Source organism: uncultured Roseobacter sp., from assembly GCF_947495025.1.
Lineage (GTDB): Bacteria > Pseudomonadota > Alphaproteobacteria > Rhodobacterales > Rhodobacteraceae > Roseobacter.
Map to the genome: position 1 here is coordinate 45,928 of NZ_CANLXG010000004.1, position 19,437 is coordinate 65,364.

Consider the following 19,437-nt stretch of genomic DNA (forward strand, 5'->3'; position numbering starts at 1 on the left):
AAGGCCGGGAAGAAGCGCGGCAGACACAGAATGTCCGGAATGAAAGGAATCACATGAAGAAGACGTCCATCTACAGGCTCAGTGAGCTTGCCGACCGGAAACCGGAATACGCACTGGTCGGGGAAGTCGACCTCGTCGTGGTGAGATTTGACGAAAATATCTCCGTTTTTTATGGGCGATGCCTGCATCGCGGCGCACTGATGTCGGACGGACACGTGCGGGGCAATGACCTGATCTGTGGCGTTCACAACTGGGACTACAGACTGGACAGCGGTGTTTCAGCTTATGCCAATGACGAAAAGCTGCCGAAATTTACCTCCTGGGTCGAAGGTGATGACATCTGTGTTGATGCTGACGAGATCAGCGAATGGGGCTACAAAAATCCGCAACCTTACAATCGCGATGCATATCTGGGGCTGTACGCAGACCCCAGCCACGGTATCGACGAAGAGCCGTACAACGGGCTGATCCAGACCTATGCAAAGTCTGGCCTGTCGAAAACCGGGCATCATGGTGTCGTGGAATCCATGGGTGTGCCGCGGACCGAATTGCCGGACTGGGACGACATCCAGTTGCTCACAGCGCAGCTGCACCGCGCGCCGCTGCTGGACGACGAACCCGTCGGAACCGACGTGGTGATTGGCCCGAATGCGCAAAAACCCCTGAAGCTGGATATCCCGCTTTTCGTATCCGACATGAGCTTCGGGGCACTATCTGAACCGGCTAAAATCGCGCTGGCCCGCGGTGCCGAAATAGCCGGCACAGGCATCTGTTCGGGCGAGGGGGGTATGCTGCCCGAAGAGCAGGAAGCCAACAGCCGCTATTTTTACGAGCTTGCATCCGGGCGTTTCGGCTTCAGCTGGGACAAGCTCGACAAGGTTCAGGCATTTCATTTCAAAGGCGGGCAGGGAGCCAAAACCGGGACCGGCGGACATCTGCCGGGCGAAAAAGTGCAGGGCAAGATTGCTGAAGTGCGTGATCTGGAGCCGGGAACATCCGCAATATCACCGTCGCGGTTCCCCGACTGGACCGATGTCGGCCAGATCAGGGCCTTTGCTGACGAGGTGCGCGACCGTACGGGCGGTATCCCGATCGGATACAAACTCTCTGCCCAGCATATCGAGCGGGACATTGATGCAGCACTTGCCGTTGGCGTCGACTACATCATCCTCGATGGGCGTGGTGGTGGAACTGGTGCCGCACCGGTGATCTTCCGCGACAACATTTCCGTTCCGACGATACCGGCGCTCGCACGCGCACGCCATCATCTGGATCGCCTGGAACGTCGGGACGTGTCGCTTGTGATTACCGGCGGGCTGCGCAAACCCGCTGACTTTATCAAAGCGCTGGCGCTCGGGGCGGACGCTGTTGCGGTGTCCAACTCTGCCATGCAGGCCATCGGATGCCTTGCGATGCGGGCCTGTCATACCAATAACTGCCCGGTAGGTATCGCCACACAGAAACCCCATCTGGTCAATCGCCTGGTGGTCGAAAAATCAGCGCGACAGCTGGCCAATTTCTTTGAGGCAAGTGTTGAGCTGATGCAGGTGATGGCGCGTGCCTGCGGGCATGACCATCTCAACGGATTCAACGCAGATGACCTGACGACCTGGAAACGGGACATGGCTGACATCTCGGGTGTGGCCTTTGGCGGCGTGGCATAAGGAGAGTGATTATGACGACTGAAAACCTGGACTGGATCTCTGTAGGTCATATTGAAGATCTGCCCGAAGGCCGGATTAAAACCGTCACAGCCCGTACGACGTCGATCTGTCTTGTGCACTTTGATGGCCAGTGGGCCGCGATGAACAACCATTGTCCCCACCAGCGCGGACCGCTGGGTGAAGGGTCTATTGAAAAAGGTGTTGACGATAAATGCTGGATCCGGTGCCCCTGGCACGGCTGGGATTTTGACCCCCTCACGGGCAAGCCCCCCGGTGGGCACGAGGATACAGGCCAGCAGATGTATCCGCTCGACATCCGTGATGGCGAGATTTTCGTAGGGCTCGAGGCCGAGCCGCCGCACGTGCGGACCACAACGGATGTGATGACCGAAACAATGGTGAACTGGGGCGTGCAGTCGGTGTTCGGTATGGTGGGCCATTCGAACCTCGGTCTGGCCGACGCTATCCGTCTCGCGGTCGTGGACAAAAAACTGAAATACTACGGCATACGCCACGAGGGTGCCGCGGCTTTCGCGGCATCGGCCTATGGCAAGCTTACCGGCAAACCTGCGGCCTGCCTGACCATCGCAGGGCCGGGTGCTACGAACCTGATCACAGGCCTGTGGGACGCCAAGGTTGACCGCGCACCTGTACTGGCACTGACCGGTCAGGTGCAGACCCAGGTCTTTGGCCCCGGCGCGTTCCAGGACATCGATCTTGCGTCAGCCTTTCAGGCGGTGTCGAAATTTTCCCAGACAGCACTCAGTACGTCCAACCATGCCGAACTGATGTCGCTTGCGTGCAAGAATGCAGTTGTGAACCAGGATGTGGCACATCTGATCTTCCCGGACGACATGCAGACACTGCCGTCTGATCAGCCGGCGGGCGGGCCCGAAGGGCGCGTGGGCAGCACCCGCATCACGCCCTCGCAGGAGGATACCGACGCTGCTGTCGCGCTGCTCAACAGTGCGAAAAGACCTCTGATCGTCGTCGGTCATGGTGCGTACAGCGCGCGCGACCAGATCATCGCGCTGGCTGAGAAAATCGGCGCGCCGGTAGTCACAACCTTCAAGGCCAAGGGACTTGTGCCGGACAGCCACCCTCTGGGTGCAGGTGTGCTTGGCCGTTCCGGTACGCCGATCGCAAGCTGGTTCATGAACGAGGCCGACGTACTGATCGCCTTTGGAGCCAGTTTCTCGAATCACACCGGAATTGCGCCGAAAAAGGATATCATCCAGGTCGACTATGACCGCATGCAGCTGGGCAAATTCAACCCGGTCAAAGTGCCGGTCTGGGGTGAGATAGGTGCCTTCTGTGATGTCGCCGCGCCTGCGATCATCAGGCATACGGATGCTGTGGATCAGGTTGCCGAACTTGAAGAACGCTGGCAGATCTGGCGGGACGAGAAAACGCGAAGGCTCGCTGAAGAACATGGTAACGGCATCCACTCTTTTGCGATTTTTGAAGCGCTGGGCCGCCTTGTGCCCGATGATACGATTTTTGCGGTGGATGTGGGGAACAACACCTATTCCTTCGGCCGGTATCTGGAGACAAAGGGCTCACAGCGTGTGCTGATGTCGGGGTATCTGGGCTCCATCGGCTTTGGTCTTCCCGCTGCGATGGGGGCCTGGGCTGCTACGCAGGACATCGACAGTCTGCGCGGACGCAAGGTGATTTCAATTTCAGGCGACGGTGGTTTTGGTCAGTACCCGATGGAGTTCACCACAGCTGTGAAGTACGGCATGGATATTACGCATATCCTTCTGCACAACGGCGAGCTTGGTAAGATATCCAAGGAACAGCGTTCCGGCGAATGGCCGGTCTGGGAGACCGACCTGCAGAACCCGTCCTTTGCGGCATTCGCCAGGCTCTGTGGTGGCCACGGCGAAAAGGTCACTGAAACCGGCGAAATCGAAGAAGCGATCCGACGCGCTCTGGATGTAAACGGTCCTGCTCTGGTGGAGATCATGACGGACGCAGAACTCGTCTGAAAAGGGGCTGCCCGTGTCCCCGGAGCGGGCGGTCAGCTTTCGTCAAATACCTTCTTTGCCACCCGAAAACACTCCAGGCCCTGCGGCACGCCACAATAGATCGCGATCACATGGATGATGGCGCGGACTTCTTCTTTGCTCACGCCGTTGCTGACAGCGCCGCGGCAGTGCAGTTCCCATTCGTGCATCTTTCCCAGGGCGCCGATCATCGACAGGTTCAGCATAGAGCGTGTTTTGGCATCGAGCGTGTCGTCGCCCCAGCCAAACCCCCAGCACCAGGCTGTCATTGCCTCCTGAAACGGACGGGTGAAATCGTCAGCCGCTGCCAGATTTCGTTCAACATATTCGGCGCCCAGCGTCGATTTGCGTTGCTCAAGGCCCTGCAGAAAAAGATCTTCATCGAAAACGCTCATTTTTGGCTCCTTGCTATTTCGTTCATGTCACGCTCCACACCGGACTGTCAGACAGGATGCGGCGGGTCAATTGCTTCGCGCATCCATGGTTTCGTCTGTGCAGCCTGCTGCTCAGTCTGACGCCATCGCCGGCATCGCGCGGCGGCGATCCGGCGCGGCACCCCGGACGTCAGTTAAATCCGGCCTGGAAAACTGTTGCCGAGCATTCAGCAAACCGGGGTCGGGTAATTTTTAGGCAGATGCTGCGAAAATCGGCGCGGAATTCAGCAAAATCGGCCGATCCGGAAAATCTGGAGTGCAATCTGTAGCCAATTTCTGATCGCTGGGTCCAACTGGCGGCGCTCTTCGGGGCGCTGAGATGCCGCGCGATGGACGATCCTGGCAGATGCTGACCACCGCGCGACTGCAACAAAACTGCTGCGGGTTCTAACTATACCAGTTGGAGCGGGGACAATAGTGCGAAGTGATTTCGACCCCCGTGCGCAGCTCTTACAGGGACTGTTTTCCAGATGGCTCAATCACTGAAATTTACTTCTTACGTTACGGCCGCAGTGCTTGCGTCCACGGGTCTTGCCGCTGCCGAATGTGCGGATCCGGTCAAGGTCGGTGTTCTGCACTCTCTCTCGGGGACGATGGCGATTTCCGAGACCACGCTCAAAGACACAATGCTCATGCTTATCGAAAAACAGAACGCTGCCGGCGGTGTTCTGGGCTGTGAAATCGAAGCCGTGGTCGTCGACCCGGCGTCTGACTGGCCGCTCTTTGCGGAAAAGGCGCGCGAGTTGCTGACCGTGCATGAAGTCGACGTTATTTTCGGCAACTGGACCTCTGTGTCCCGCAAATCGGTCCTGCCGGTTATCGAAGAGCTGAACGGTCTGCTTTTTTATCCGGTGCAGTATGAAGGCGAGGAAAGCTCGCGCAATGTCTTCTACACGGGCGCGGCCCCCAATCAGCAGGCTATTCCGGCAGTTGACTACTTTCTCGAAGAGCTTGGTGTCGAAAAATTCGCGCTGCTGGGCACAGATTATGTCTACCCGCGTACGACAAACAACATCCTCGAGCAGTACCTTCAGGACAATGGCATCGCTTCCGACGATATCTTTGTGAACTACACACCCTTCGGTCATTCTGACTGGGCCACGATTGTAGCTGATGTTGTCGCCCTCGGAGAGGACGGCAAACAGGTCGGCGTGATCTCGACCATTAACGGCGATGCGAACATCGGCTTTTACAAAGAACTGGCAGCGGCGGGCGTCTCGGCGGACGATATTCCGGTGGTTGCATTCTCGGTTGGTGAAGAGGAGCTTTCTGGTCTCGACACTTCCAACCTGGTCGGTCACCTGGCAGCCTGGAACTATTTCCAGTCGGCAGAAACAGAAGCCAATGCCGAGTTCATCGAAGCATGGAAAGAGTTTGCCGGCGCTGACCGCGTGACGAACGATCCGATGGAGGCCCACTACATCGGGTTCAACATGTGGGTGAACGCCGCGACCGCAGCGGGCACGACGGATGTGGATGCAGTTCGTTCTGCCATGTATGGTCAGGAATTCCCGAACCTGACGGGCGGTACAGCCGTGATGCTGCCAAACCACCACCTGGCGAAACCGGTGCTGATCGGCGAGATCACTGCCGAAGGTCAGTTCGACATCATTTCCAAGACGGGTGAGGTTCCGGGTGATGCCTGGACAGACTTCCTGCCGGCTTCCAAGGTTCTGACGTCCGACTGGAAAGAACTGGGCTGCGGTATGTACAACACTGAAACCAAGACCTGTGTTCAGCTGACGTCCAACTACTGACGTCTTCCTGCGGGGCTGCAAAGGCGGCCCCGCATCCCTCACAGTAAACCTTCCTGAACCACCCGAAAGTCCGGATTTATGCGTCGTTTCCTTCTTGTCACCGCATTCATTTGTGGTGCGCTGCCGCAGGTCCAGGCGGGCGAACTGCAGGACATTCTGCAGATCCACGCAGAGGAAGTCGCCAAGCCGTCCCGCCGCAGTGTCGGCGCTCTGCTCGATGACCTCGTTACCTCCGGCCTGCCTCAGGTGCCGGTCTTTCTTGAAGAATGGTCGGCCAAGAATGTCTGGCAGTCACCTGACGGACAGTTTGTGTTCGCGGTGCCTGATGGAGACACGCTCGAAATCCGCGATGTCGACACTGGCGACATCGCCGCCGTTCCGAAAGACGGTTATGACCAGATCAGACCGAATGGCGGCGTTCGGCGCACAATCGGCACCGCACTCGTACAGTTTCAGCTTTCGGACCCTGACCCGGTGCGGCGTCAGAGCGCGCTCGAGGCAATCTCACGTCGTCCTGAGGCCGCACAGCTGGCACCACTGCAGGCATCTGTCGGAACCGAAACAGACCCTGCGCTGCGCGCTCAGAAAGAGCAGCTCGTGGTTTTCATGTCGGCCCGGTTTGCTGACACATCCCGGGACCGTATCGCGGCAATCAACAGTCTGGCAGAAGATACGAGCGTCGAGGCCCGCGGCGTACTGAACAGTATTCTGAGCACAGAGGAAGGTGTTGCCTCAGAGTTGCCGGATGCAAACATTGCCAGGGTAATCGACCCAGCTGGCGCGCCTGATGCCTTTTACGAGAAGCTGGTCGAAGAGGGTCTGGCGCCACCGGTGGTAACGGAGGCCGCGATCAGATCGGCGCTTGAGCAGAATGTTTCCGGCGGCGCTGTCGGCGGTGTTCCCACAGCCCGGCTGAACACCACAGATGCGCGGCACAAAGCGTATGAACAGCTTGCAGCAGATGGTCTGGTACCACCGCTGATAACAGTCGCGGACCGTGATGCCGCGCTCGCTGCGCATGTGTTCTTTGAGGTTTACGACGAGAAAGACCCGGCTGTCACTGCCGCCGCAGCTGACGCACTGGCCACAGTGACACAGCGCGTCAGCTGGGAACAGGCCGCCGACCTCGGGCTGGACGCTCTGTCGCTTGCGTCAATATATTTCCTTGCGGCAATCGGGCTTGCCATCACCTTTGGTGTTATGGGGGTCATCAACATGGCCCATGGCGAATTCATCATGATGGGCGCTTATACCGGGTATGTCGTGCAGCTTTTTGTGCCGGATTACACCCTGTCGATCATCATCGCGCTGCCGCTTGCCTTTGCGGTAACCTTCGGAGCGGGCGTGACAATGGAGCGTCTGGTGATCCGCCACCTCTATCACCGTCCGCTGGAAACGCTGCTGGCGACTTTTGGTATTTCCATCGCGCTGCAGCAGCTGGCCAAAAACATTTTTGGCACTCAGGCGCGCCCTCTGACATCGCCAGGATGGCTGGACGGGGCATGGATCATCTCAGATGTGATCCAGATCAGCTATATCCGCATCGCAATCTTCGTTCTCGCGCTGATGTTTCTGGCGCTCATCCTTTTTATCCTCAAACGCACCCGACTTGGGCTTGAGGTACGTGCGGTCACCCAGAACCCGGGGATGGCCGCGAGCATGGGCATCAACCCTGACCGCATAAACATGCTGACCTTCGGGCTGGGATCCGGCATCGCCGGCATCGCGGGGGTGGCCATCGGGCTTTATGCCAAGGTGACCTCTGAAATGGGCGCGGACTACATCGTGCAGTCATTCATGACGGTGGTCGTCGGCGGCGTGGGTAACGTCTGGGGCACGCTTGCGGGTGCGTCGATGATCGGCTTTCTGCAAAAGGGCATCGAGTGGCTGAACCCGTCGAACACGCTCGCAGCCCAGACCTATATGATCCTCTTCATTATCCTTTTCATTCAGTTCCGGCCGAGGGGGATTGTCGCCCTCAAGGGCCGGGCTGCAGCGGACTGAGACCATGCGCAAAACGTTCATTGCAGAAAACCCGTCAGTGCTCTGGTTCCTTGCTGCGCTGGGCCTGTTTACCCTGGTGGTCACAGTACTTTCGGAATGGGTCGGAACGGGTCTTATCCCGACGTCCTTCGTCAAAACACTTGGGAAAACACTCTGCCTCTGCCTCATCGCGATCGCGATGGATGTTGTCTGGGGGTATTGCGGCATTCTCAGCCTCGGGCATTTTGCGTTTTTTGGGATCGGTGGATACGCCATCGGCATGTGGCTGATGTACGCCCGCACGGAATCGATCGTGCTGGAGAGCTTTGGATCACAGGTCATCCCGCCGACGCAGCAGGAAATCTCGGATGCCATTGGCAACCAGATTTTTGGCGTCGTCGGCAGTTCAGAATTTCCTGCAATCTGGGCCTTTGCCGACAACCTCTATCTTCAGTTACTGATGATCGTTCTTGTGCCTGGTCTGCTGGCGCTGGTCTTTGGCTGGCTTGCGTTCCGGTCCCGCGTGACGGGCGTCTATCTGTCAATACTGACACAGGCGATGACGCTCGCGCTGTCGCTCTACCTGTTCCAGAACGATTCCGGTCTGCGCGGGAACAACGGTCTGTCCGGTCTTCAGAATATCCCGGGTTTCGAAACTGCGCCCCAGTCGGCGGTATCGCTGGTCTTCTTCTGGGCGTCCGCTTTTGCTCTTGCTGCGGGATATGTATTTTTTGCCTGGGCCGTATCGGGCAAGATGGGCAGTGTGATCAAGGGGATCCGCGACAACGAGGCGCGTGTGCGGTTTCTGGGATACCGTGTTGAAAGCTATAAACTCTTCATCTTCACGGTAACAGCGGTCGTATCGGGCATCGCCGGAGCGCTCTACTATCCGCAGGCCGGTATCATCAATCCTGGCGAAATCGCACCAATTGCATCGATCTACCTTGCTGTCTGGGTTGCTATCGGCGGACGTGGCCGGCTCTACGGTGCTGTGATCGGTGCGGCCTTTGTGTCGCTTTTGTCCAGCTGGTTCACCGGCGGTGGTGCGCCAGCGATCAACCTGGGCTTTTACACCATCCAGTGGACGGACTGGTGGCTGGTGCTGCTTGGTCTGTCGTTTGTTGCGGTCACGCTCTTTTTCCCCAAGGGAATTGGCGGCCTGTTTGACTATCTTGTGAGAAAACCATGAACTCCACGCTTCTCGAAGTGTCCGGCCTGACCGTCAGTTTTGACGGGTTCCGGGCAATCAACAACCTGTCCGTGCAGTTTGAGGAAACCGGGCTGCGTGCGATTATCGGGCCCAATGGCGCAGGCAAAACGACGTTTATGGACATCGTCACGGGCAAGACCCGACCAGATGAGGGCCGGGTGATCTGGGGCGAAAGGAACATTTCGCTGCTGGGCATGTCCGAGAGCGACATCGCTATGCAGGGCATCGGGCGCAAGTTCCAGAAGCCCACAGTGTTTGAGGCCCAGACGGTGCGACAGAACCTCGCGATGGCGCTGAAGAACCCGCGCAGCCCTATGGCGGTTCTGATGCACAGGCGCACCGCCCGAAATGGCGCCAGGATCGAAAAGATCGCTGAAGAAACCGGCCTTGCAGATGCACTGACCCGCGTCGCCGGCGAACTGAGCCACGGCCAGAAACAATGGCTGGAGATTGGCATGTTACTCGCGCAGGACCCGCGCCTTCTGCTGGTGGATGAACCGGCTGCGGGAATGACCGTCGAAGAGCGAGAAAAGACGACCGATATTTTGAAAAAGGCGGCACAGACCTGCTCTGTTGTGGTGGTTGAACACGACATGGAATTTGTGCGCCGGCTGGAGTGCAAGGTGACGGTCCTGCACGAAGGGTCCGTGCTTGCCGAGGGCAGCCTGGATCATGTCACGTCGAACCAGTCTGTGATCGATGTTTATCTGGGGCGGGCCCATGCTTGAAGTAAATGATCTCAGTCTTCACTACGGGCAGAGCCAGATCCTCTATGACGTGACACTTGATGCGCCAACCGGCCAGATCACGGCAGTGATGGGTAACAATGGTGTTGGCAAGACAAGCCTGCTCAAGGCAGTGGCAGGCCGCCATCCGTTTTCCGGGGGAAAGGTCCATGCGTCAGGTGTTTCTGTCGGCTCAGGCAGTGCCGTCCGCTCAGCCCGCGCTGGCATTGCCTATGTGCCGCAGGGTCGCGAGATTTTCCCGATGATGACCGTCCTGGAAAATCTCGAAACAGGATTTGCGCTGCTGCCCAGGGACGCACGCACCATTGATGAGGATATCTTTGAACTCTTTCCGGTACTCAGCGACATGCGCACCCGGCGTGGTGGCGATCTCTCCGGAGGTCAGCAACAGCAGCTGGCAATCGCGAGGGCTCTGATCACGCGCCCTGGGGTTCTGTTGCTGGATGAACCGACTGAAGGCATTCAGCCCAATGTTATCCAGCAGATTGGTGCCTGTCTGCGCCTGCTGCGGGATCGTGGAGACATGGCCATCGTTCTGGTCGAGCAGAATGCAGATTTCGCCTATGACATTGGCGACAGGTTTGTCATGATTGAAGGGGGGCGCGTACGCAGGCGCGCTGAAAAATCCCGGTACAGCCGGGATCAGATGCTTGAAGATCTGGCATTGTAGCCCGCGCGTCTCAGAAATTTCCCCCGCAGGCTGTTGCATGCCTGCGTCGCCTGTCCGATGCTGACCGGCACCCGAACTGCGCGGGAAACGAGTGACTGGAACTGCTATGACCTCCGACGAAATCCGCTGTACCGTAGAGGGCGTATTTACGGGCCGCATTGAGAGACACTGGCCGGACAAAGCGCCGTCGGCGATACATAAAACCGCTGCCGATGGTCCTCAGATCATCGGGCCTTCGGGCATCGAGACCGATGCTCAGGCTGACCTGACGGTCCATGGCGGCGCTGACAAGGCACTGCACCACTATGCCGCTGATCACTATGTAACATGGCGCGAAGAGGGACTTTTGCCCGGAGATGCCACACCTGCGGCTTTCGGAGAAAACATCTCGACGACCGGGATAACCGAAACTGACTTGTGTATCGGTGACGTGTTCCGCCTTGGGACGGCACTCGTTCAGATCAGTCAGGGGCGCGAGCCCTGCTGGAAGCTCTGTGAATACACCGGTCAGCCGACCATGGCATACCGGTTCCGCAAGACTGCCCGTACCGGCTGGTATTACCGTGTTCTTGAGGCAGGCAGGCTGGCGCCTGGTGACGAGATGTCACTGACAGACCGCCCGCATCCCGAGTGGTCACTGCACGAAGTATCGGTTGCTCTTCTGTCGCGGCGCGTGCCGAAACAGACAGCGGCGCAACTTGTGGCACTCCCGGTTCTGGCAGAAGCCTGGCGCAAGACCTTCTCGCAGCTTGCCGGGTAAAAACCCGACCGCGCCAGTGCCGCGTTCACATTTAATTTTGGCCTCGACGCTCTTGCATACGAGTGGTTAAGTCGCGCTGAAAAGCGCACAGCATCGGACATGGATATGACGCACAGACACGGTGGACAGATACTGATCGAATGCCTGAAAGCTCTTGGCGCGCGGCACAGTTTCGGCGTGCCCGGCGAAAGCTACCTCGCCGCCCTGGATGCGATGCATGATACTGCCGGCGTCTTTGATTTTACCCTGTGCCGGCAGGAAGGCGGCGCCGCCTTCATGGCAGCGGCATATGGCAAGCTGACCGGAAAACCCGGTATCTGTTTTGTGACCCGCGGACCCGGCGCCACGAATGCCTCGATCGGTGTGCACACAGCAATGCAGGACAGTGTGCCGATGCTGCTGTTTATCGGGCAGGTAGGCGCGGACATGAAAGACCGAGAGGCCTTTCAGGAAATCGACTACCGTGCGTTTTTCGGACCCGTGGCAAAATGGGCAACCGAAATTCCGGATGTGACACGCATCCCCGAATACGTGTCGCGCGCGTGGACAACAGCGCTCTCCGGCAGGCCTGGTCCCGTCGTCGTCGCTCTGCCCGAGGACGTATTGTCGGCAATGTCCGGCGTCGCGGCCCTCAGCAAACCCGCTGTAATCGCCGAACCCGCTCCCTCTGCCGGCGCTGTTGCTCAGATTGCGGCGCGACTGGATGCGGCAGAGAGGCCACTGATCATCACCGGTGGGCAGGGCTGGACAGCACAGGGCCGCGAGGCATTGCAGGACCTTGCCCACAGATCCGACGTACCGGTTGTCGCCGCCTTCCGGTTTCACGATCAGTTCGACAATCACAGCCCCTGTTATGCCGGTGAGGCCGGTGTCGGCATGCATCCGACGACACAGGCCCTGATCCGGGAAAGCGACGCCATTCTGGCCATCAACATCCGTATGGGCGAGATGACCACCGGTGCCTTTGAGCTGATGACCGTACCCGAGCCTGCGCAGTCATTGTTTCATGTGCACAGCTCGGATGCAGAGCTGGGCAAGGTGTACATTCCTGACATAGCCGTGCACGCAGGCCCCAATGCTTTCTGTGCGGCCCTGCTCGAACAGGTCGCCGAACGCTCGGACAGGGCCTGGCGGGCAAGCGCGCGCGCGGGTTATGAGGCGACATTCAGTGCGCCGGCCCAGCCGGGACCGGTCGATATGGTAGCAATCATGGCATACCTGCGTGATCACTTGCCACAGGATGCCGTTCTTACAAATGGTGCGGGCAATTTTGCGGCCTGGCCGGGCAAGTTCTTTCTGTTCGGGCCCGGTCAGCGTCTGCTAGCGCCCCAGTCCGGCGCGATGGGCTTTGGTGTTCCGGCGGCAATTGCGGCAAAGGTCGCAGATCCGGGACGCACTGTTGTCTGCTTTGCCGGGGACGGTGATTTCCAGATGACATGCCAGGAACTCGGAACCGCCGCACAGGCGGGCGCGCAGCCGATTATTCTGATCCTGAACAACGGTGTCTACGGCACGATACGCATGCACCAGGAAGCACATTACCCGGAGCGTGTTTCCGGCACGACGCTGGAGAACCCGGACTTCGCTGCTCTGGCACGGTCCTATGGTTTTCATGGTGAAACCGTGCACAGCACCGAAGCCTTTGCCGACGCTTTCGAGCGCGCACTGGCGTCAGAAACCGGCGCGGTGCTGGACCTGCGGGTATCCGCTGAGGCACTGACCCCCGGACGTACGCTCAGTCAGATCCGGGATGCGGCGCTTCGTTCCGGCGGCTGACCGTCCTGTTCTGCAGGCGGTCTCCGCGCGGTGCCGGGCGGGGGTTATCTGACCGAGTCACGGTTTGTTCCGGAGATTCGGTGTAAAACATGACAAAATTTGTCGGTTTCCCTTGAGATCGGGCGTAAAGTGGCACATTTAAAGACGAACTTTTTTGGCCTGCAGATCAGGAGTTCGCGTGTCCCTCTTCCTTATCGTCGCCCTGCCATTCCTCGGAGCACTGCTCCCGGGACTGATGAATTCAGCCGGGCGCCAGGCCTGTGCCGGCATCACGTTTACCGTTTCGCTCGCTGCGTTTATCGGTCTGCTGACCAATGCGCCCGCTGTGTTTTCGGGAGAAGTTGTCCAGGCCGGCGTTGACTGGCTGCCTGCACTTGGCATGAATTTCACGCTTATGCTCGACGGCCTGGGGTTCTTTTTCGCACTGCTGATCCTCGGGATCGGATTGCTGATCATCACATACGGCCGCTTTTATCTGTCCCGCGAGGACAATATGGGCGAGTTTTTCACCTATCTGCTGCTCTTTCAGGGCGCAATGGTGGGGATCGTCCTGAGTGACAACATACTGTTGCTGCTGGTTTTCTGGGAACTGACGTCTTTGTCGTCCTTCCTGCTGATCGGGTACTGGAAACACCTGCCCGAGGGTCGTCAGGGCGCGCGCATGGCGCTCACAGTGACGGGTATGGGTGGCCTTGCCATGGTTGGCGGTATGCTGATTCTGGGCCAGATTGCCGGCAGTTATGATCTGAGCGTTATCCTGCAGAACCGCGAGTTGATCCAGGAAAGCCCGCTTTATCTTCCGGCCCTGCTGCTCATCCTACTGGGCTGCTTTACAAAGTCTGCACAGTTCCCGTTTCACTTCTGGCTGCCGCACGCGATGGCGGCCCCGACACCGGTTTCCGCCTACCTGCACTCTGCTACAATGGTTAAGGCCGGTATCTTCCTGATGGCCCGCATGTGGCCTGTCCTGTCGGGAACACCGGAATGGTTTGGGATCGTGACCACGGCGGGTCTGGTGACCATGGTTCTCGGCGCTGTGATTGCTGTCTTCAAGCACGACCTCAAAGCACTGCTTGCATTTTCAACGGTCAGCCACCTGGGTCTGATCACGATGTTGCTGGGGACCGGCACAGCCTTTGGCGCTATGGCGGCTGTCTTTCACATCCTGAATCACGCGACCTTCAAGGCGGCCCTCTTCATGTCCGCCGGTATTGTGGATCACGAGGCGCACACGCGCGACATCCGACGGCTGGGCGGTCTGCGTCACCTGATGCCGATCACATTTGTAATCGCCACCATCGCAGCCTTGTCGATGGCCGGTATCCCCTTGCTCAACGGTTTCCTGTCCAAGGAAATGATGCTCGAAGAAGCGCATCACACTGTGCTGTTCGGATCTCACTGGCTGGTGCCGGCCCTTGCGGTTGTCGGCTCCCTCTTTTCGGCGGCATACTCGTTCCGCCTGATTGCTCATACCTTCCTTGGGCCAAAGCGGAACGATTACCCGGCCACGCCTCATGATCCGGGCCCCGGCATGTGGCTGCCCCCTGCAATCCTCGTCGTTCTGGTTGTTGTGATCGGCGTCGCGCCGTTCCTGGCGGAGCCTTTTGTGAAAATGGTGACCGCCTCTGTCCTTGGCGATGCTGCCGCTGTGCCAAAGGCATACTTCAAAATCTGGCACGGACTGGTTCCGGCGCTCTTTATGTCAATGGCGGCTGTCGCCGGTGGCCTGCTCCTGCTGGCGGCTTTCCGGCCTGCCCTGCGGTTCTGGGACGCAGCGCCGCGACCTGAGGCAAAAACGATATTCGAGGCGCTTATCGCCTCTGTTGTCGCTGCTGCGCAGGGTTTCACACACCGCCTGCACAACGGCGCCTTTTCGCGCTACGGCGCGATCATGGCTGTCACGGTTATTGCGGCCGGTTACTTTGCCTGGACAACAGGAACCGTCGGCGCAGCGACACGCGAAATGCAGCCTGCCGGTCCGGTCCCGATCGCGGGCTGGGTCATGCTGGTGGCGGCGACATCTGCTCTGGTGTTCCAGCACCGCAACCGTCTGCTGTCACTTATCCTCATCGGGATTGCCGGTCTGATGGTCTCGGTCGGGTTTGTTTTCTTCAGCGCCCCGGATCTTGCGATGACACAGATTACCGTCGAGGTAGTAACAATCATCCTGCTGCTGCTGGCGCTGAATTTCCTGCCGAACCACACACCTGTCGAGAGTGATGTGCTGCGTAGGACCAGAGACGCGGTGGTCGCGCTCGCGGGCGGTCTGGCGACTATGGCGCTGTCTTTCCATTACCTGATGCGTGATGCCATCACGACGCCGATTTCGGAATTCCATCTCGCGAACTCCTACAAAGGTGGTGGCGGCACCAACGTTGTAAACGTGATCCTCGTGGATTTCCGTGGGTTCGATACCTATGGTGAAATTATCGTGCTGGGGATCGCGGCGCTGCTGATCTATGCCCTGACCGAAACACTGCTTTCGGGACCGGTGCGCGCAAGACTGCTGAACCGCAAACCCGACAAGCCGCTGGCCGGAGACATGCACCCGACAATGATGGTGGTGCTCACCCGCGTGATCATGCCTGTCGTGCTGATGGTCGGTTTCTACATTTTCCTGCGGGGCCACAACGAGCCCGGTGGCGGTTTCATCGCGGGGCTGGTCGTGTCGATTGCTGTTGTGATGCAGTATATGGCCAGCGGGTTCAGCTGGACATCTGCGCGGCTGAAATACCCGTATCACGGGGTCATCGGTGCGGGGGTCCTGATCGCGGGCCTCACCGGCATCGGCTCCTGGTTTGTTGCAAAACCATTCCTTACTTCGGACTTCACTTATGTACGTATCCCTCCGTTCCAGGAGTTCGAGCTGGCCACTGCGGCGCTCTTTGATCTTGGTGTGTTCCTTGCCGTGGTTGGTGCTGTGATGCTGTCGCTTGAGAGCTTTTCGCGGCTTGCCCGCCGGGCGCATGTGCGCGACAGCGAACATCCTATGGACATCGACCCGTCCCGTGACGATCCGGACACTGCAGAGGGGAGGGCGTAACATGGAATTTCTCGTTGCATCCGCAATCGGTGTTCTGACCGCAGGAGGCATCTATCTGATGCTGCGGCTGCGGACCTTCCCGGTGATCCTGGGCATTTCGCTGCTGACCTATGCCGTGAACGTCTTTCTCTTTGCATCCGGCCGCCTGACCGTGGGCGCGCCACCCATCCTGCAAAAGGGCGTTGAAACCTATACGGACCCGCTGCCGCAGGCGCTGGTTCTGACGGCCATCGTGATTTCGTTTGGTATGACGGCCGTTGTGGTGATGATCGCGCTCGGGGCCTATCTGGGGTCGGATGATGACCATGTGGACGATCCTGCCGGATCCGCCGGCTCCGACGGGAGGGACGCCACATGATTCACTGGATTGTTGCCCCCGTAGTTCTGCCTGCTCTGCTGGCACCATTTATCGTACTGGCGGCCCGCTATCATCTGGGCATTCAGCGTGTCTTTTCGGTGGTCGGTGTTCTGGCACTGATCGTTATTTCCGCAGGCCTCGCATGGCAGGCATCTGACGGAACAGTCACGCTCTATCAGCTTGGGGACTGGGCCGCTCCTTTTGGTATCGTGCTGGTCGGTGACAAACTGTCGACGATGATGGTGCTGCTGACATCCGCCCTTGCGCTCTTTGTCCTGCTCTATGCCATAGGCTCAGGCTGGGATGACCGCGGACGTCATTTTCACGCGCTTTATCAGTTCCAGCTCATGGGCATCATGGGGGCCTTTCTGACCGGCGACCTGTTCAACCTGTTCGTCTTCTTCGAAGTTCTGCTGATTGCCTCCTACGGCCTGATGATCCACTCCGGTGGAAACGAAAGACTGCGCGCCGGCGTGCAGTACGTTCTGTTCAATCTGCTGGGTTCCACCCTTTTCCTGTTCGCGCTGGGCTCGATCTATGCCGAAACCGGTACGCTGAACATGGCTGATCTGGCCGAAAGGGTGGCCTTGATTGATCCGGCTGAAACGGTCGGTATCCGTGTCGCCGCGGTGCTGTTGCTGCTGGTCTTTGCCATCAAAGCCGCGCTTGTTCCGCTGCATTTCTGGCTGCCCTCCAGCTACGCAGAAGCGCCTGCGCCGGTAGCGGCCCTGTTTGCCATTATGACAAAGGTCGGGGCCTACGCGATCATCCGCGTCTATACGATCGTCTTCCATCCTGATCTTGAGGTCACTGCGGGGCTTCACGACACATGGCTTCTCCCTGCGGCACTGATCTCGCTGGCCATCGGTATGGTTGGCGTTCTCGCGGCGCGCGAACTGAACCGTCTGGTCGCCTTCTCGGTGATTGGTTCAATGGGTATGGTGATGATCTCGATTTCGCTTTTCACACCCGTCAGCATAGCTGCTGCGCTGTACTATATTGTCCACTCGACGCTGGCCGCCGCTGCACTTTTTCTGATCTCTGATCTGGTTCGAACCGGGCGGCGCGACCTTTATCTGACGCCCCAGCCGCCGGTTGCGGGCGGTACAGTGACTGCGATGCTGTTTTTTGCGGCTGCCATTGCGATGGCAGGTCTGCCACCGTTATCAGGCTTTCTGGGCAAGCTTCTTGTCATGGATGCGGCCTTTGACAACGGGCAGATGGCGTGGATCTGGGCGGTTATTCTGATTTCCAGTCTTATCAGCGTCGTTGGTTTTGCCCGCGCCGGCAGCGTGGTTTTCTGGAAATGCCGCAGTATCGAGCGGGACCCGGAAGCACCGGAGCCTGCTAGGCCTGCTATAATGTCATACGCGGCCGTGGGTGGACTGCTGGCGTTGCTGGTGGCCCACACGGTGTTTGCCGGGCCGGTGCATCGTTACACATCCGGCATCGCGGCTGACCTGTTCAGCCCGGATGCTTATATCTCGACCGTGCTCGAGACTCCGGGAAAACTGAGTAAACCCAAGGAAGAGGAGGCGCACTGACATGTTAGGCAAAGCTTTCAGCTGGCTACTGCCGCATCCGTTGCTGACAGTCCTTCTCGCGATTGTCTGGACACTTCTGCAAAACGACGTATCCGCCGGAATGGTCGTTTTTGGTCTGATCCTCGGTGTTATCATACCTCTGATGACGTCGATCTGGTGGCCGGAGTCCCCTCGGGGTTTTCACATGGGCCGGATGATCCGCTACAGCATCGTTGTGATCTGGGACATCCTTGTCGCCAACGTTCAGGTTGCGTGGATCGTCCTGACGGTGCCGAATTCGAAACTGAAACCTGCGTGGATCGTTATTCCGCTGGAACTGCGCCAGCCCGAGGCAATTACGCTGCTGGCAGGCACCATCACTCTGACGCCGGGAACTGTTTCTGCAGACCTGTCGAACGAAGGGCACAGTCTGCTGGTCCACGTGCTGCACACCGATGACCCTGATGCCGTCTGCAGAGACATCAATACCCGCTACCAGCGACGCCTGAAGGAGATTTTCGAATGAGCTTTGCTGCTGATCTTCTCGACATCGCAATTATCGTGGCATTTGTCGCCGTTGTGATCGGTCAGATCCTGGCCATGGTGCGACTTGTCATCGGGCCAGAGACCGGCGACCGCATTCTGGCGCTGGATACGATGGTTGTGAATGCCATCGGCCTCATTGTGCTGCTGGGTATTTCACAGGGCACGGGCATCTATTTTGAGGTCTCACTGATCATTGCAATGCTCGGTTTCGTGTCCACCGTCGCCTATACCCGTTTTGTACTCCGGGGGGACATCATCGAATGACACTTGAACTGATAGGAACCTGGGCTGCGGCCCTGTGTCTGCTGATCGGGGCAGGCTTCACGCTCGTCGGATCCATTGGCCTGCTGAAGTTCAACGACCCCATGACCCGGCTTCACGCCCCGACAAAGGTCGGTACTGTCGGCGTTGGTGCGCTGCTGCTTGCCTCTGTTATTCACGCTTTTACGTTCGAGGGCGGATCGCTGCATGAACTGCTGATAATGGGCTTTCTTTTCGTGACCGCGCCGATTTCTGCCAATTTCATCGCCAAAGTGAATATTCACCGTCGCTCCTGCGAAACGCCACCGCCGCCACCGCGTGATGATACCTGGTCGACGCTGGACGTGCCCGAGGCCGACCGGCAGACAGAACCTGTTTCGCAAAGATGACCCCGGCGTCTCGCGGGATTTCCCCGTGGTTTCGATACCGTTTCATAACCAGACGTGGCACCAAGGTTCTTCAAGCCGGAGAGTTGAGGCTTCGATCAAGCTACTTACGACTGTAGGAGGTGTACCGCAGAGAACCTGAGCTGCTGCGCCGCTATAGCTGTAAGGTCTACCGGAGCGGCAAACTGACCCGTGTCTGCGCGCGGGATCGCTCTAGTCTGAACAGGGCGGGACGCCTGCCGATTATTCGGCTGTGACGCCGCAGATCACCTTGACTTCCTGGCCGCGAGCGAGTGTATCTGGCCGGAAAT

General features: G+C 58.6%; 16 protein-coding genes. 15 read left to right on the forward strand and 1 reads right to left on the reverse strand.

What is annotated here, in order from left to right:
• Positions 1-53: 53 nt before the first annotated feature.
• On the forward strand, positions 54-1,664 hold the full coding sequence (locus Q0792_RS17695; protein WP_298843939.1) for a glutamate synthase-related protein: 1,611 nt from the start codon (positions 54-56) through the stop codon (positions 1,662-1,664).
• Between the two features lie 11 nt (positions 1,665-1,675).
• Positions 1,676-3,655 (forward strand): thiamine pyrophosphate-dependent enzyme, encoded by a 1,980-nt coding sequence (locus Q0792_RS17700; protein ID WP_298843942.1) that lies wholly within the window; start codon positions 1,676-1,678, stop codon positions 3,653-3,655.
• 32 nt (positions 3,656-3,687) lie between these two features.
• Here the strand turns inward: Q0792_RS17700 and Q0792_RS17705 are convergent, their stop codons facing one another.
• On the reverse strand, positions 3,688-4,068 hold the full coding sequence (locus Q0792_RS17705; RefSeq protein ID WP_298843945.1) for a carboxymuconolactone decarboxylase family protein: 381 nt from the start codon (positions 4,066-4,068) through the stop codon (positions 3,688-3,690).
• A 509-nt stretch (positions 4,069-4,577) separates the two neighbouring features.
• On the opposite strand from Q0792_RS17705, the gene urtA reads away from it, so the two are divergent.
• From urtA to Q0792_RS17770, 13 genes are all read left to right on the forward strand, one after another.
• Entirely contained in the window at positions 4,578-5,864 is a 1,287-nt protein-coding gene (gene urtA, locus Q0792_RS17710; RefSeq protein ID WP_298843948.1) for an urea ABC transporter substrate-binding protein, read from the forward strand.
• 78 nt (positions 5,865-5,942) lie between these two features.
• Positions 5,943-7,868, forward strand: coding sequence for an urea ABC transporter permease subunit UrtB (gene urtB / locus Q0792_RS17715; protein ID WP_298843951.1), 1,926 nt, complete (start codon positions 5,943-5,945; stop codon positions 7,866-7,868).
• A gap of 4 nt (positions 7,869-7,872) precedes the next feature.
• Positions 7,873-9,036, forward strand: a complete 1,164-nt coding sequence (gene urtC / locus Q0792_RS17720; protein ID WP_298843954.1) for an urea ABC transporter permease subunit UrtC — start codon at positions 7,873-7,875, stop codon at positions 9,034-9,036.
• The gene (gene urtD, locus Q0792_RS17725) at positions 9,033-9,785 is read left to right on the forward strand and encodes an urea ABC transporter ATP-binding protein UrtD (protein ID WP_298843956.1); all 753 of its coding nucleotides are present in this window, start codon (positions 9,033-9,035) and stop codon (positions 9,783-9,785) included. The genes urtC and urtD overlap by 4 nt, the downstream gene beginning before the upstream one ends.
• Positions 9,778-10,473, forward strand: a complete 696-nt coding sequence (urtE, locus tag Q0792_RS17730; RefSeq protein WP_298843958.1) for an urea ABC transporter ATP-binding subunit UrtE — start codon at positions 9,778-9,780, stop codon at positions 10,471-10,473. Before urtD ends, urtE begins: the two co-directional genes overlap by 8 nt.
• Before the next feature lie 106 nt (positions 10,474-10,579).
• On the forward strand, positions 10,580-11,233 hold the full coding sequence (locus Q0792_RS17735) for an MOSC domain-containing protein (protein ID WP_298843961.1): 654 nt from the start codon (positions 10,580-10,582) through the stop codon (positions 11,231-11,233).
• Positions 11,234-11,338: 105 nt separating this feature from the next.
• Positions 11,339-13,009 carry a thiamine pyrophosphate-binding protein gene (locus Q0792_RS17740; RefSeq protein ID WP_298843963.1) on the forward strand — a complete coding sequence of 557 codons (1,671 nt, stop codon included), beginning with the start codon at positions 11,339-11,341 and terminating at the stop codon, positions 13,007-13,009.
• A 178-nt stretch (positions 13,010-13,187) separates the two neighbouring features.
• On the forward strand, positions 13,188-16,052 hold the full coding sequence (locus Q0792_RS17745) for a monovalent cation/H+ antiporter subunit A (RefSeq protein ID WP_298843966.1): 2,865 nt from the start codon (positions 13,188-13,190) through the stop codon (positions 16,050-16,052).
• A 1-nt stretch (position 16,053) separates the two neighbouring features.
• The gene (locus Q0792_RS17750; protein WP_298843969.1) at positions 16,054-16,410 is read left to right on the forward strand and encodes a Na+/H+ antiporter subunit C; all 357 of its coding nucleotides are present in this window, start codon (positions 16,054-16,056) and stop codon (positions 16,408-16,410) included.
• On the forward strand, positions 16,407-17,954 hold the full coding sequence (locus Q0792_RS17755; RefSeq protein ID WP_298843971.1) for a monovalent cation/H+ antiporter subunit D: 1,548 nt from the start codon (positions 16,407-16,409) through the stop codon (positions 17,952-17,954). Before Q0792_RS17750 ends, Q0792_RS17755 begins: the two co-directional genes overlap by 4 nt.
• Position 17,955: 1 nt before the next feature.
• Positions 17,956-18,459: a Na+/H+ antiporter subunit E gene (locus tag Q0792_RS17760; protein WP_298843974.1), complete on the forward strand. Its 504-nt coding sequence runs from the start codon at positions 17,956-17,958 to the stop codon at positions 18,457-18,459.
• A complete protein-coding gene (locus Q0792_RS17765) occupies positions 18,456-18,743 on the forward strand; it encodes a K+/H+ antiporter subunit F (protein WP_298843977.1) in 288 nt (95 codons plus the stop codon). Before Q0792_RS17760 ends, Q0792_RS17765 begins: the two co-directional genes overlap by 4 nt.
• Positions 18,740-19,129: a Na+/H+ antiporter subunit G gene (locus Q0792_RS17770; RefSeq protein WP_298843980.1), complete on the forward strand. Its 390-nt coding sequence runs from the start codon at positions 18,740-18,742 to the stop codon at positions 19,127-19,129. The genes Q0792_RS17765 and Q0792_RS17770 overlap by 4 nt, the downstream gene beginning before the upstream one ends.
• The last annotated feature ends 308 nt before the right edge of the window (positions 19,130-19,437 follow it).

Coding starts and splice junctions, on each gene's coding strand:
- urtC (WP_298843954.1), top strand. CDS start 7,873: ATGCGCAAAACGTTCATTGCAGAAAACCCGTCAGTGCTCTGGTTCCTT.
- Q0792_RS17705 (WP_298843945.1), bottom strand. CDS start 4,068: ATGAGCGTTTTCGATGAAGATCTTTTTCTGCAGGGCCTTGAGCAACGC.
- Q0792_RS17765 (WP_298843977.1), top strand. CDS start 18,456: ATGAGCTTTGCTGCTGATCTTCTCGACATCGCAATTATCGTGGCATTT.
- Q0792_RS17700 (WP_298843942.1), top strand. CDS start 1,676: ATGACGACTGAAAACCTGGACTGGATCTCTGTAGGTCATATTGAAGAT.
- Q0792_RS17735 (WP_298843961.1), top strand. CDS start 10,580: ATGACCTCCGACGAAATCCGCTGTACCGTAGAGGGCGTATTTACGGGC.
- Q0792_RS17760 (WP_298843974.1), top strand. CDS start 17,956: ATGTTAGGCAAAGCTTTCAGCTGGCTACTGCCGCATCCGTTGCTGACA.
- urtD (WP_298843956.1), top strand. CDS start 9,033: ATGAACTCCACGCTTCTCGAAGTGTCCGGCCTGACCGTCAGTTTTGAC.
- Q0792_RS17750 (WP_298843969.1), top strand. CDS start 16,054: ATGGAATTTCTCGTTGCATCCGCAATCGGTGTTCTGACCGCAGGAGGC.
- urtB (WP_298843951.1), top strand. CDS start 5,943: ATGCGTCGTTTCCTTCTTGTCACCGCATTCATTTGTGGTGCGCTGCCG.
- Q0792_RS17695 (WP_298843939.1), top strand. CDS start 54: ATGAAGAAGACGTCCATCTACAGGCTCAGTGAGCTTGCCGACCGGAAA.
- Q0792_RS17740 (WP_298843963.1), top strand. CDS start 11,339: ATGACGCACAGACACGGTGGACAGATACTGATCGAATGCCTGAAAGCT.
- urtE (WP_298843958.1), top strand. CDS start 9,778: ATGCTTGAAGTAAATGATCTCAGTCTTCACTACGGGCAGAGCCAGATC.
- Q0792_RS17755 (WP_298843971.1), top strand. CDS start 16,407: ATGATTCACTGGATTGTTGCCCCCGTAGTTCTGCCTGCTCTGCTGGCA.
- urtA (WP_298843948.1), top strand. CDS start 4,578: ATGGCTCAATCACTGAAATTTACTTCTTACGTTACGGCCGCAGTGCTT.
- Q0792_RS17770 (WP_298843980.1), top strand. CDS start 18,740: ATGACACTTGAACTGATAGGAACCTGGGCTGCGGCCCTGTGTCTGCTG.